The organism is Streptomyces flavofungini, assembly GCF_014650815.1.
GTDB lineage: Bacteria > Actinomycetota > Actinomycetes > Streptomycetales > Streptomycetaceae > Streptomyces > Streptomyces flavofungini.
In genome coordinates this window covers 176,621-188,652 of sequence record NZ_BMVR01000005.1, presented here as the reverse complement: position 1 = coordinate 188,652, position 12,032 = coordinate 176,621, and the positions used below count along the sequence as shown (strand labels likewise).

General features: G+C 72.7%; 13 protein-coding genes. 10 read left to right on the top strand and 3 right to left on the bottom strand.

Annotated features, from left to right (window positions below):
• Positions 1 to 14: 14 nt before the first annotated feature.
• From IE274_RS14285 to IE274_RS14270, 4 genes are all read left to right on the top strand, one after another.
• The gene (locus IE274_RS14285) at positions 15 to 1,418 is read left to right on the top strand and encodes an MFS transporter (protein WP_190116090.1); all 1,404 of its coding nucleotides are present in this window, start codon (positions 15 to 17) and stop codon (positions 1,416 to 1,418) included.
• Between the two features lie 104 nt (positions 1,419 to 1,522).
• Complete coding sequence (locus IE274_RS14280; RefSeq protein WP_190116089.1) at positions 1,523 to 2,023, top strand: DUF2771 domain-containing protein; 501 nt, start codon at positions 1,523 to 1,525, stop codon at positions 2,021 to 2,023.
• Entirely contained in the window at positions 1,987 to 2,781 is a 795-nt protein-coding gene (locus IE274_RS14275; RefSeq protein WP_190116088.1) for a futalosine hydrolase, read from the top strand. The genes IE274_RS14280 and IE274_RS14275 overlap by 37 nt, the downstream gene beginning before the upstream one ends.
• Positions 2,774 to 3,637, top strand: coding sequence for a 1,4-dihydroxy-6-naphtoate synthase (locus IE274_RS14270; protein WP_190116087.1), 864 nt, complete (start codon positions 2,774 to 2,776; stop codon positions 3,635 to 3,637). The genes IE274_RS14275 and IE274_RS14270 overlap by 8 nt, the downstream gene beginning before the upstream one ends.
• 244 nt (positions 3,638 to 3,881) lie before the next feature.
• Here IE274_RS14270 and IE274_RS40200 read toward each other — a convergent pair whose 3' ends face one another.
• Positions 3,882 to 4,265, bottom strand: a complete 384-nt coding sequence (locus IE274_RS40200) for a cold-shock protein (protein WP_016642928.1) — start codon at positions 4,263 to 4,265, stop codon at positions 3,882 to 3,884.
• Between the two features lie 210 nt (positions 4,266 to 4,475).
• On the opposite strand from IE274_RS40200, the gene IE274_RS14260 reads away from it, so the two are divergent.
• Entirely contained in the window at positions 4,476 to 4,739 is a 264-nt protein-coding gene (locus tag IE274_RS14260) for a hypothetical protein (RefSeq protein WP_190116086.1), read from the top strand.
• Here the strand turns inward: IE274_RS14260 and IE274_RS14255 are convergent.
• Complete coding sequence (locus tag IE274_RS14255) at positions 4,703 to 5,368, bottom strand: HAD family hydrolase (protein ID WP_190116085.1); 666 nt, start codon at positions 5,366 to 5,368, stop codon at positions 4,703 to 4,705. The two genes, IE274_RS14260 and IE274_RS14255, sit on opposite strands and share 37 nt — an antisense overlap.
• 109 nt (positions 5,369 to 5,477) lie before the next feature.
• Here IE274_RS14255 and IE274_RS14250 point away from each other — a divergent pair, with 109 nt between their 5' ends.
• From IE274_RS14250 to IE274_RS14235, 4 genes are read left to right on the top strand one after another with little or no spacing between them, the layout of a single operon-like run.
• Positions 5,478 to 6,476 carry a FecCD family ABC transporter permease gene (locus IE274_RS14250; RefSeq protein ID WP_190116084.1) on the top strand — a complete coding sequence of 333 codons (999 nt, stop codon included), beginning with the start codon at positions 5,478 to 5,480 and terminating at the stop codon, positions 6,474 to 6,476.
• Positions 6,473 to 7,591, top strand: a complete 1,119-nt coding sequence (locus tag IE274_RS14245; RefSeq protein WP_229909539.1) for a FecCD family ABC transporter permease — start codon at positions 6,473 to 6,475, stop codon at positions 7,589 to 7,591. The genes IE274_RS14250 and IE274_RS14245 overlap by 4 nt, the downstream gene beginning before the upstream one ends.
• On the top strand, positions 7,588 to 8,544 hold the full coding sequence (locus IE274_RS14240) for an ABC transporter ATP-binding protein (protein WP_190116083.1): 957 nt from the start codon (positions 7,588 to 7,590) through the stop codon (positions 8,542 to 8,544). Before IE274_RS14245 ends, IE274_RS14240 begins: the two co-directional genes overlap by 4 nt.
• Entirely contained in the window at positions 8,541 to 9,530 is a 990-nt protein-coding gene (locus tag IE274_RS14235) for an ABC transporter substrate-binding protein (protein ID WP_190116082.1), read from the top strand. The genes IE274_RS14240 and IE274_RS14235 overlap by 4 nt, the downstream gene beginning before the upstream one ends.
• A gap of 14 nt (positions 9,531 to 9,544) precedes the next feature.
• Here IE274_RS14235 and IE274_RS14230 read toward each other — a convergent pair whose 3' ends face one another.
• Complete coding sequence (locus tag IE274_RS14230) at positions 9,545 to 10,801, bottom strand: UbiA prenyltransferase family protein (protein ID WP_190116081.1); 1,257 nt, start codon at positions 10,799 to 10,801, stop codon at positions 9,545 to 9,547.
• 297 nt (positions 10,802 to 11,098) lie between these two features.
• Here IE274_RS14230 and IE274_RS14225 point away from each other — a divergent pair, with 297 nt between their 5' ends.
• Positions 11,099 to 12,019 (top strand): trypsin-like serine peptidase, encoded by a 921-nt coding sequence (locus tag IE274_RS14225; RefSeq protein ID WP_229909538.1) that lies wholly within the window; start codon positions 11,099 to 11,101, stop codon positions 12,017 to 12,019.
• Positions 12,020 to 12,032: the final 13 nt, after the last annotated feature.

The window sequence follows — 12,032 nt, the reverse complement described above, 5'->3', positions numbered from 1 at the left end:
GGCACTATGACTGGGTGACTGGCGTCAGGTCGTCGTCTCAGAGAGCGGGCGCACCGGGTGCGACAACCCGAGCGGCCCGAGCGCTCGGCCGCGCCCTGCACCTCCCCTTCACCGGCACGGCGAAGGGCATCCGCAAGGCCACCCACGCCCACGGAGCGGGCGAGTCGGGCCTGGGCAAACTGATCGAGCTGCACGCGGTGAACGGCGCGGGCGACGTGATGATCACGATCGCCCTCGCGTCGACGGTGTTCTTCTCGGTGCCGACGGACGAGGCGAGGGGCCGGGTCGCGCTGTACCTGGCGATCACGATGGCCCCCTTCACCCTCCTGGCCCCGGTCATCGGCCCCCTCCTGGACCGCCTCCCGCACGGCCGCCGCGCGGCGATGGCGGGCGCGATGCTGGCGCGGGCGCTGCTGGCCCTGACCCTGTCGGGCGCGGTGGTGACGGGCGGCCTGGAGCTGTATCCGGCGGCCCTGGGCGTCCTGGTCGCGTCGAAGGCGTACGGAGTCGTCCGCAGCGCCGTCGTCCCCCGCCTCCTGCCACCGGCCTTCTCCCTGGTGAAGGCGAACTCCCGGGTGACCCTCAGCGGCCTCCTGGCCACGGGTGTGGCGGCCCCGATCGGCGCGGGCCTGCAGGCGCTGGGCCCGCGCTGGCCGCTGTACGGCGCGTTCGTCCTGTTCGTCGCGGGCACGGTGCTCTCGTTCACGCTGCCCCACAAGGTGGACTCGGCGAAGGGCGAGCGCAAGGCGCTGCTGGTCGCCGACGAGGAGCATCTGCATCTGGCCCGGGACCGCGAGGACCCGTCCCGAAGACGGCGCCGCGGCCTGCGTACGGTCGGCCCGTCGGTGACGCACGGCCTGGTGGTGAACGCCGCCCAGCGCGGGCTCTCCGGCTTCCTCATCTTCTTCCTCGCGTTCCTGCTGCGCGAGCATCCCCTGGCCGGGCAGAGCGCGGCGGTGTCGCTGGGCATCGTGGGCGTATCGGCGGGCGCGGGCAACGCGCTCGGCACGGCGGTCGGGGCGTGGCTGAAGGCCCGGGCGCCGGAGCTGATCATCGTGACGGTGGTGGCGGTCGTCCTCGGCGTCGCGGTGTGCGCGGCGCTGTTCGTGAGTCCGGTGAGCATCGCGGCGCTCGCGGCGGTGGCGGGCTTCGCGCAGGCCCTGTCGAAGCTGTCGCTCGACGCGATGATCCAACGGGACGTACCGGAGGAGGTGCGGACGTCCGCGTTCGCGCGGTCCGAGACGTTGCTGCAGATGGCGTGGGTGGTGGGCGGCGGCATCGGCATCGCGCTGCCGCTCAACGGCACGCTGGGCCTGTGGGTCGCGGCGGCGATCGTCGCGGTGGGCTGGGTGCCGACGGTGAAGGGCCTGCTGGCGGCGGCACGCAGGGGCGGGGCCCGCCGTCCCCGGGTCGCCTGACCCCACGGCGACCCCGCCGTCCGGCCCACCCGTACCCCACCCCACCTGGCGGCACGCCGCACCCACCTCGCAGCGGTCACCCCGGCGCCCGATAGCCTTCCGCCATGACCTCCCTGGTACCCCGCTCGGCGCGTCGCCGCCGCACCGTCGCCGCTCTCGGCGCCGCCTCCGCCGGACTTCTCGTCCTGTCGGCCTGTGACAAGCCGACGCCGCTGGCCACCGTGACGGTCGGCAGCGACTCCGTGCACTCCGAGGCGTCCTGCTACAACGACGGCAAGGAACTGACGGAGTCCGAGGTGCAGGACTGCCTGAAGGACAAGACGGACATCAAGTCCATCACCGTCGACCCCGACGAGAAGGTCCGCTTCGGCGTCGACCCGGAGATCGCCGACAAGGGCTGGACGCTGCTGATGAACGGCCGTCCGCTGACCGAGGCCAGCAAGAAGACGTACGTCGTCATCCCGGGCAGCGTGTTCTTCAACCAGCAGTACGGCGGCAGCGGCAACTCGACCACGGTCAGCCTGCTCCAGGGCGGCAAGGCCGAGGGCGGCGCCAAGGCCACCGGCCTGTGGTCGTTCAAGTTCAAGAAGGACTCGGACGCCTGACCGGGACCGCACCACGGACCCGGCCCCCCGGTCCGCGCGTCCTGATCGCCACCGCGGTCCCCGCCGAGCGGGACGCGGTGGCGTCCGGCCTGTCCGAACCGTCTGCCCCCTCTGAACCCTCGGAACCCTCTGAACCGTTCGGCCCGCCCGTCGTCGACCTCCTCGTCGCCGGGGTCGGGCCCGCCGCCGCTGCCGCCGCCACCGGCCGTGCGCTCGCCCTCGCCGCCGCGGCCGACACCCCGTACGACCTGGTCGTCTCCGCCGGTATCGGCGGTGGCTTCCAGCCCGGCGCCCCCGTCGGCTCCCTCGTCCTCGCCGACGCCGTCACCGCCGCCGACCTCGGCGCCGAGACGCCCGACGGGTTCCTGCCCGTCACCGAACTCGGCTTCGGCCGGGTCACCCACGTACCCCCGCCCGCGCTCGTGAGCGCCCTGGCCGCCGCCACCGGCGCCGCCGTCGGAACCGTCCTGACCGTCTCCACCGTCACCGGCTCCGCCGCCCGCGCCGACGCGCTGCGCGACCGCCACCCCGGTGTCCTCGCCGAGGCGATGGAGGGCTTCGGGGTCGCCGAGGCCGCCGCCCTGTACGGGCTGCCCGTCCTTGAGGTCCGCGCCGTGTCCAATCCGGTCGGCCCGCGCGACCGTGGCGCCTGGCGGATCGGGGCCGCGTTGACCGCGCTGACCGGCGCGTTCGGGAAGTTCACGCCCGTACTCGGGAAGTTCACGCCCGTACTGGAGAGTTGGAACAGGCATGACTGACGCCCCGCCCCGGTCCCTGAAGATCGCGTACTCGCCCTGCCCGAACGACACCTTCGTCTTCGACGCGTGGGCGCACGGACGGGTGCCCGGCGCCCCCGAACTCGACGTCACCTTCGCCGACATCGACATCACCAACGGCATGGCCGAGCGGGGCTCCGCCGAGTTCGACGTCCTGAAGGTGTCGTACGCCGTACTGCCCTACGTCCTCGACGAGTACGCGCTGCTGCCCTGCGGCGGGGCGCTCGGGCGGGGGTGCGGGCCGCTCGTCCTCACCCGGGAGGCGGGGGCCGACCTGGTCGGCAAGACCGTCGCCGTGCCGAGCGAGAAGTCGACCGCCTATCTCCTCTTCCGGCTCTGGGCCGCGGACGTCCTGCCCGGTGGGGTCGGGGAGATCGTCGTCCTGCCCTTCCACCAGATCATGCCCGCGGTGCGGGACGGGAAGGTGGACGCGGGGCTGGTGATCCATGAGGCGCGGTTCACGTATCAGGACTACGGGCTGCACAAGCTTGCGGATATGGGGGAGCACTGGGAGGCGGTCACGGGGCTGCCCATTCCGCTCGGCGCGATCATCGCCCGGCGGGCCCTCGGGGACGACGTCCTGCGGGAACTGGCCGCCGCCGCCCGCGCGTCCGTGCGCATGGCCTGGGACGATCCCGAGGCGTCGCGGCCCTATGTCCGCGAGCACGCCCAGGAGATGGATCCCGCCGTCGCCGATCAGCACATCGGTCTTTACGTCAACGAATTCACCGCCGACCTGGGCGAGGACGGTTACGCCGCGGTCCGTGGCCTCCTCACCCGAGCCGCCGCCGAGGGGCTGGTCCCCGCGCTGCGGCCGGGGGCGCTGGCCTTTCCGTGACGGGTGGGTGGGGCCCTGCCGGGGGCTCCCCAAGCCCGCCCCTTCCCGAAACTTGGGCTCCGCCCCAGACCCCGCTCCTCGCCGGAGGGGCTGAAATACAACGGCAGCACATGATCTAGCCCGTCGTGGGGTCCCCCCTGCCCCTCAAGAGCTTGGGGGAGATTGAGGACGAGGCACGAAGCGCCGACAGCGCGGGTCCAGGGGGCGGCAGCCCCCGGTTTCGGGAAGGGGCGGGGTCGGGGAACTACACGTCCAGCTGGTCCGCCACCGCGCGCAGGAGCCCCGCGATCTTCGCGCCCGAGGCCTTGTCCGGGTAGCGCCCCTTTTCCAGCATCGGCGTGATGTTTTCCAGCAGAGTCGTCAAATCCTGGACGATGGAAGCCAGTTCGTCCGGCTTGCGCCGCTGCGCCGCGGCGACGGACGGCGTCGGGTCGAGCAGCGTCACGGAAAGAGCCTGGTCCCCCCGCTGCCCGGCGACCACGCCGAATTCCACGCGCTGGCCGGGCTTGAGGGTGTCGACGCCGGCGGGCAGTACGGAGGAATGCACGAAGACGTCGCCGCCGTCGTCGCGGGAGAGAAAGCCAAAGCCCTTCTCGCTGTTGAACCACTTGACCTTGCCGGTAGGCACGTGAAGTCCTCGTCCTCGTACTCGTCGTCGTACTCGTGTGTGCCGCGAAGCGTTCCGGCGGACGGGTCGGTCCGGCCCGCCGGGCGTAAACGGCTCTGGATAGCAGTACAGCGGGTCGCCCCGACCCGCCGGAACCAAGACTATGGGTCCCCGGGCCGGTGACAAGACGTCCCCGGTTTCTTCCTACGCGCTGGGAACTACCCTGGTCCGGTGCGTGACAAAACCCAAGCGAATTCCACCGGACCCGGCGACGGCCTCGTGCGGATTGGCGCGATCGTTTTCTTCGTCGGCGCCGTGGCCACATTGGTCACGGTGGCACCGCTGTTCCTCGGCGGCGACACTTTCCCACCCATCGCGTACGCGGTGTGCATGCTGATGGGGTTGGGCTTCCTCATCGCGGGCGCGGGCGTGCTGCGCGGTATCGCGGTGCAGCGGCGTCAGGCCAGGTCGGCGACGGAGCCGTCGGCCCGGTAGGCGGCCAGCCAGGCGGGGAAGCCGGTCAGGTCGTCGAGTACGACGTCCGCGCCCGCCGCGCGCAGTTCCGCTGCGTCACACGGCCCGGTCGCCACCGCTACGGAAAGCGCGCCCGCCGTACGCGCACCGCGTACGTCACCGGTGTGGTCGCCGACGTACACCGAAGCACCGTGCTCGGTCAGCGCCTCCGCCTTCCGCTCCGCCCACAGGTCGCCGATCACCGCGTCCACGTCGATGGCGAGGTGCTTCAGGTGGAGCTTCGCGTTCGGCTCGAACTTGGCGGTCACGACGAGCGCGCGCCCGCCCGCCGCGTGCACCGCGTCGACGGCCTCGCGTGCTCCGGGCAGCGCGGGCGTCGCGGTGATCGCGTATGTGGGATACATCTCACGGTAGAGCGTGGCCATGGCCGCGACACGATCGGCCGGAAACCAGTGCTTCAACTCCTCCTCAAGAGGCGGTCCGAGCCGGGTGATCGTCAGGTCCGCGTCGATGTACGTACCCGTCCGCGCGGAAAGCTCCTGGTAACAGGCGTGGATGCCGGGCCGCGAGTCGATCAGCGTCATGTCGAGGTCGAAGCCGACCGTGAGGGGGGCGGTGGTCCGGTCGGTCCCTGCGATCCGTGAGGTCATGCGCCCATTGTGCCGAGCGCCGCGGACCCCGGGCAGGGACCCCGCCCCGCATAGACTTAGCCAAGCCTTACCCAGACCAGACCGGCCCCTGCGAAACGAGCCCCAGCCGATGCGTGTGTCCGTCAGACGCGCTGTCGCGATGACGGCGGCCGTCCTGGCCCTGCTCCTCGCAGTCCTGTTCAGCCTCGCCGTCGGCGCCCGCGCGATCGCGCCCGCCGCCGTCCTCGACGCCCTCCTGCACGGCGGGCACAGCGACGCCGCCGAGGTCGTCCGGGAGCTGCGGGTGCCCCGCACCGTCATCGGCGTGATGGTCGGCGCCGCCCTCGCCGTCGCCGGTACCGCGCTGCAGGGCATCACCCGCAACCCCATCGCCGACCCCGGCATCCTCGGCATCAGCCAGGGCGCCTCCGTCGGCGTCGTCCTCGCCATCGCCTACGCGGGCGTCCACACCCTCACCGGCTACGTCTGGTACGCCTTCGCGGGCGCCGGGATCGCCTCCGTCGCCGTGTACGCCATCGCCAGCAGCGGGCGCGGCGGCGCCACCCCGGTCAAGCTCGCCCTCGGCGGCGCCGCCATCAACGCCCTGCTCGTCTCCGTCACCACCGCCGTCCTCACCACCAAGGCCTCCGCCCTGGACGAGTTCCGCTTCTGGCAGGTCGGCTCGCTGTCCGGCCGCGACGCCGAGATCGCCGCCCAGATCTGGCCCTTCCTGCTCGTCGGGCTGCTCCTCGTCCTCTCCGTCGCCCGCGGCCTCGACGCCCTGGCCCTCGGTGAGGACGTGGCCAAGGGCCTCGGTCAGAAGGTCGCGACGGTACGCGTCGTGGGCGGCCTCGGCGCCACGGTCCTCACCGCCGTCGGCGTCGCCGCCGCGGGCCCCATCGCCTTCATCGGCCTCGCGGTCCCGCACATCGCCCGCGCCGTCGTCGGCAGCGACCACCGCTGGGTCCTCCCCCTGGCAGCCCTCCTGGGCCCCATCATGCTCCTGGTCTCCGACACGATCGGCCGCGTCGTCTTCCCCCCGAGCGAGGTCCCGGCGGGCGTGATGACCGCCCTCATCGGGGTGCCGTTCCTGGTGACCCTGGTCCGCCGAAAGGCGGTGGCGGCATGAAGACGAGCGACGACGCGCCGATCGACGTCTCGAAGCGCTGTGCCCACGGTGCCGGGCAACCGTCACGCGTACGTCCCCCCGGCCATGTCGTGCTCCGGTTCCGGAGGGCGACCTTCCTCCTGCACAGCCGCTCCGCCGTCGTCACAGCCGCGCTCGCCGCGACCCTCGCGGCAGCCAGTCTCGCCTACCTCTGCGTCGGCGAGACCTTCGTACACCCCGCGGAAGCCCTGAAGGTCGTCTTCGGCCGCCCCTCCCCCGACGAGCTGGTCGTGGGCACCCTCCGCGAACCCCGGATGACGGTGGGCCTCCTGGTGGGCGCCGCCTTCGGAACAGCGGGCGCCCTCATCCAGACGGTCGCCCGAAACCCCCTGGCCAGCCCGGACATCATCGGCATCAGCCAGGGCGCGGCCGCGGTGACGGTAGGAGCGATGACGTTCGGCGTGACGTCGTACACGCTCCTGCCCTACCTCTCCGTGGCGGGCGGCATCCTCGCCGCCCTCCTCGTCTACGTCTTCGCCTGGCGGGGCGGCCTGCACGCCACCCGCTTCGTCCTCATCGGCATCGGCTTCGCCATCGCCCTCCGCTCCGTCACGACGCTGTTCATGACGAAGGGCGACTACCTGGTCGCGCAGCAGGCGCAGATCTGGATGACGGGTTCGCTGAACGGCCGCGGCTGGCCCGAGGCCGACCCCCTCGCCCTGACCCTCCTCGTCCTGCTCCCGTTCGTGGCCTGGGCGGCCCGCGCCCAGCGGACCGCGGCGATGGACGACGACACGGCGACGGCCCTGGGCGTACGCCTGGGCCGCGTCCGCTTCGGCCTGATCCTGCTGGGCGTGGTGCTTGCCTCCGTGGCGACGGGCGCCGCGGGCCCGGTCGACTTCGTGGCCCTCCTCGCCCCGCAGATCGCCCGCCGCCTCACCCGCACCGCCCAGATCCCGCTCCTGAGTTCGGCCCTGCTGGGCGCGCTCATCGTCGTCCTGGCCGACCTGCTCGCCCGGAAGCTGTTCGCGCCGACCGAGCTGCCGGTGGGCGTCCTGACGGCGGCCGTCGGCGCCCCGTACCTGATCTGGCTGATCATCCGCAGCCGCACCGTCCGCAATGGAGGCACCGCGTGACCGCCCCCGCCCCCGCCACCACGGCGGCCGCCCGCCTCACCGCCAGCGAGCTGACCCTCGCGTACGAGGACCGCACGGTCGTGCACGAGCTGGACCTCGCGATCCCCGACGGCGAGGTCACCGTCATCGTCGGCCCGAACGCCTGCGGCAAGTCGACGACACTGCGGGCGCTCGGACGGCTCCTGAAGCCCAAGGGCGGGTCCGTGCTGCTCGACGGCGAGGCCCTGGCGAAGCTGCCGACGCGGCGCGTCGCCCAGCAGATCGGGCTGCTCCCGCAGACACCGGTGGCCCCCGAGGCGATCACCGTCGGCGACCTGGTCGCGCGCGGCCGCCAGCCGCACCAGCGCTGGTGGCAGCAGTGGTCCGACGCCGACGAGACCGCCGTGACCGAGGCGATGGCGCGCACGGACGTGGCGGAGCTCGCCGAGCGGTCCGTGGACGAGCTGTCGGGCGGGCAGCGGCAGCGCGTGTGGATCGCGATGGCGCTGGCGCAGGAGACGGAGCTGCTGCTCCTGGACGAGCCGACGACGTATCTGGACATCTCCCACCAGGTCGAGGTCCTCGATCTGGTACGCCAGTTGAACCATGACCGGGGCCGGACGGTCGTGGTCGTGCTGCACGACCTGAACCAGGCCGCCCGGTACGCCGACCACCTCGTCGCCATGAAGGCGGGCCGCCTGGTCGCCCGGGGAACGCCCGCGGAGGTCGTCACCGAGGAGCTCGTACGCGAGGTCTTCGGCCTGGACTGCGTGGTCATCCCCGACCCGGTGACGGGCTCGCCGCTGGTGGTGCCGGGCACGCCCTGGCAGCCGTCGGCCCCGGGGAAGTCCGCGCCCCCCGCCGGTCCTTCGGCCCCCGCAGACTCCTCGGCTCCCACCGGCCCTTCGGCTCCCGCAGACGCCTCGGCTCCCGCAGACAAGAAACCACCCCTCGACGAAAGGCCCACGTCATGACTGGTTTCCCCCGCCGCACCGGTTCCGCACGCCGTCGCGCCCTCACCGCGGGCGCCCTCGCCCTCACCGGCGCCCTCGCCCTCACCGCCTGCGGCTCCGACTCCGACGGCTCCGGCTCGGACGCGGGCTCCGGCAAGACGCACACGGTCAAGACCGCCATGGGCGACGTGAAGGTGCCGGTCGAGCCGAAGCGGGTCGTCGTACTCGACACCGCCGAACTGGACTCCGCGATCACCCTCGGTGTGAAGCCGATCGGCGCCACGCACGTCGAGGCGTCCGGCGGGTTCCCGAAGTACCTGCCGAAGGACGAGGTCGCGGGCATCAAGGACGTCGGGGAGATGCTGAACCCGAACCTGGAGGTCATCGCCGGGCTCAAGCCCGACCTGATCCTCACGTCCAAGATCCGGCACGGGGCGAAGTACGACCAGCTCAAGAAGATCGCGCCGACCGTGATGACGGAGACCACCGGCTACCCCTGGAAGGAGAACTTCCAGACCCACGCCGCCGCGCTCGGCAAGGAGCCCGAGGCGAAGAAGGCCGTCGCCGACTACACCGCCCACGCCAAGAAGGTCACGACGGCCGTCGGCGGCCCCGCGAAGGCCAAGGCGACCGAGGTCAACATCGTCCGCTTCGTGGAGGGCGCGGACATCCGCGTCTACGGCGAGCAGACGTACATCGCCACCCTCCTCAAGGACGTCGGCCTCGGCCGGGCGCCGCTGGCGAAGAAGGCCAAGGACGGGTTCTCGTACGACCTGAGCCCCGAGAAGATCGACATGGCGGACACGGACGTCATCTTCCGGTCCACGTACGGGGATCCGGCGAAGGCCAAGCAGACGCGGACCGTCGGCAGCGGTCTGTGGAAGAACATGAAGGCCGTGAAGTCCGGCAACGTCCACGCCGTCGACGACGAGTTGTGGATCCAGGGGATCGGGTACACGGCCGCGGCCAAGATCCTGGACGAGTTGCGGGCCGACCTGACGAAGTAGCCTCCCCGGCGCGGCTATTCCGCCGACGGCCGTTGCCGCTGCGACCTCCACACCAGGAAGAGCGCGGTGGCGACGGCCGCCCCGCGGACCACCCAGGGCCAGGTGTCGGCCACCGCCTCGTTCATGTGCCCCTTCACGATGGGCTCGCCCCACTTGCCCTGCGAGCGGCCCCACAGCCAGCCGACGCCCGCCGCGATGGCGAGGCCGGGCATGACGAACACGCCGACCTTCTTCTCGGCCGGGCTGAGCTTGGGCGCGAAGTAGGCGACGGCCCAACCGCCCGCCAGCGCGAACCAGTTGCCGATGACGGCACCGACGACGAGCGCGATGGCCGCGAGCAGCACGACCGGGTTGCTGAGGGCGCGGGCCACACCGGCCCTGGCGTTGGCCCCCTTCGCGGACGGCGCCTCCTTGGCCGGGGCCTCCTCGTCGGTGTCCTCGTCGGGGGCTGCCCCGACGGCGGGCGCGAGCAGACGCCGGAACCGGCCGCGCGGGGCGGCCTCGACGGCCTCGTCATCGTCGGCCTCGTACCCCTCTTCCTCGTAGCCCTCTTCCTCGTCGTACTCGTCCTCGGCGTCCGCCACCTCGCCCGGCCCCGGCTTCGCCGTGCTCACCGGTCGCTTCAGCATCTCCGGGATCTCCACGCCGCCGACGAAGCCGTGCACGGTGTCCTTGCCCGCCGCCGGGGTGTTGTCGACACGCCACCAGTCGGGTTCCAGGTCGGCGCCGCTGACGCCGAGTTCGTCGGTGCCCGCGAGGTGGGGCGGGGCGGGGCGGGGGTCCGGACGGGAGTCGGGGGCGGGGCGGCGCTTGGCGGGGCGGGCGGGACGGCCCTTCGTGGGGCGGTCCTTCGTGGGGCGGACGGGGCGGGCGGGGCGCTCCGGGCGCTCGGTGGCCGGACGGGCGGGGCCCTCGGCGGTCGGGCGGTCCGTGGCCGCCGGGCGGTCCGTGGCCGGGCGCAGGCGGGGGCGGGGGACGACCCGGCGCAGGCGGCTGGTCTGCGGCTCCTCGCGCTGTTCGGGGATGGCGGCGCTGATGTCGTCGGGGTGGTCGGCCGCCGCGTCGACCAGTTCGTCCGGGGTGCCGAGGCCGTCCAGGATGCGGCGGATCGCGGCGGGGCTGTCGGCCGCGCCCGCCCGGCGGCGGTCGATCTCGCCGCGCAGCCCGGAGACGAGCCGCATCCGGGTGCCGGACGGCAGTTGGCGCTGCTGGGCCACGTCGCCGACGCGGCTCAGGTAGTCGAAGACGAGCTGGTCGCTCTCGATCCCCACGAAGTTCCCTCCGGGGCTGCGGTGTTGTGGGCCCGGACCTCGACGTTACCGTGATCCGCGGCCCCCGGCGCCCCTGCCCCTGACGCGGCCGCCGCACCCCGGCTGTCCCCCTTGTGTCACAGAACATCGACAGCGCCAACCGAACAGCCGGATCCCCCTGTCTAGCAGAGCAGTTCGACAGCTCCTGATGGTTGCCGAACTGCCCACTGCCTACTGCTCGCTGCTGCTCACCACTCGCTACCCGCCGTTCGTTACCCGCCGTTCGCCGTGCGCCCCCGAACCGAGGAGACCCCCGCCATGCCCGCGACATCCCCCTCCCTGACCCGGCGACTTCGTGGCCGCGCCATGGGACTGGCCGTGGCCGCCACGGCCCTGGCCCTCGCCGCCCCCGTCGTGGCGACCGCCACGGCCGGTCAGGCCGATGCCGCGGCCGACCCGACCTCGGTCCTGAAGTTCACCTCCGCGGAGCGCAAGGACGCCCTCGCCTACTGGACGCCCGCCCGTATGAAGGCCGTCGGCAGGTCCGTGGACCTCGGCCCGACCGGACCGAAGGCCAAGCCGTGGCAGGGCCCCCGGCTGAAGACCGTGGGCCGCCTCTTCTTCGTCAACGCGAGCGGCGCCGACACCTGGTGCACGGCGACGGCCGTGAAGAGCGCCAACCGCTCCGCGGTGATGACCGCCGCCCACTGTGTGCGCCGCGGCTCCTCCCCCATGAACACCAACATCGAGATGGTGTTCGCCCCGGGCTACAAGGACGGCAAGGCGCCGTACGGCACGTACGCGGTCCGCCAGGCCGTCACCCCGCGCGCCTGGGAGACGGACTCCACCGACGACATGGCCACGCTCGTCGTCGACCCCGACAAGGCGACCGGCAAGAAGCTCACCGACGCCGTCGGCGCCCGGGCCGTCGCCTTCAACCGCCCCGTCGGCGGCACCGTCTCCGCCCTCGGCTACTCCGCGACCCGCCCGCAGCGCGGCGAATCCCTCCTCCGCTGCGTCGGCACCGCGAAGAAGGAGCACGGCACCCAGGCCATCCCCTGCGACCTCTCCGGCGGCGCCAGCGGCGGCCCCTGGTTCGCCGACTTCAACGCCACCACCGGCCGCGGCACCCTGATCTCGGTCAACAGCGCACTGGACTCGCTGCAGCCGACCAAGATGTACGGCGAGGTGTTCGGGAACCTGGCGAAGAAGGTGTACGACCGGGCGCAGAACGCCTGACGGGGCGCTGGGG

What these genes read in the sequence shown, in the direction of transcription:
- IE274_RS14255 (WP_190116085.1), bottom strand. Translation starts at nt 5,368, where the DNA reads ATGACCTCACGGATCGCAGGGACCGACCGGACCACCGCCCCCCTCACG.
- IE274_RS14245 (WP_229909539.1), top strand. Translation starts at nt 6,473, where the DNA reads ATGAAGACGAGCGACGACGCGCCGATCGACGTCTCGAAGCGCTGTGCC.
- IE274_RS14225 (WP_229909538.1), top strand. Translation starts at nt 11,099, where the DNA reads ATGCCCGCGACATCCCCCTCCCTGACCCGGCGACTTCGTGGCCGCGCC.
- IE274_RS14280 (WP_190116089.1), top strand. Translation starts at nt 1,523, where the DNA reads ATGACCTCCCTGGTACCCCGCTCGGCGCGTCGCCGCCGCACCGTCGCC.
- IE274_RS14235 (WP_190116082.1), top strand. Translation starts at nt 8,541, where the DNA reads ATGACTGGTTTCCCCCGCCGCACCGGTTCCGCACGCCGTCGCGCCCTC.
- IE274_RS14270 (WP_190116087.1), top strand. Translation starts at nt 2,774, where the DNA reads ATGACTGACGCCCCGCCCCGGTCCCTGAAGATCGCGTACTCGCCCTGC.
- IE274_RS14250 (WP_190116084.1), top strand. Translation starts at nt 5,478, where the DNA reads ATGCGTGTGTCCGTCAGACGCGCTGTCGCGATGACGGCGGCCGTCCTG.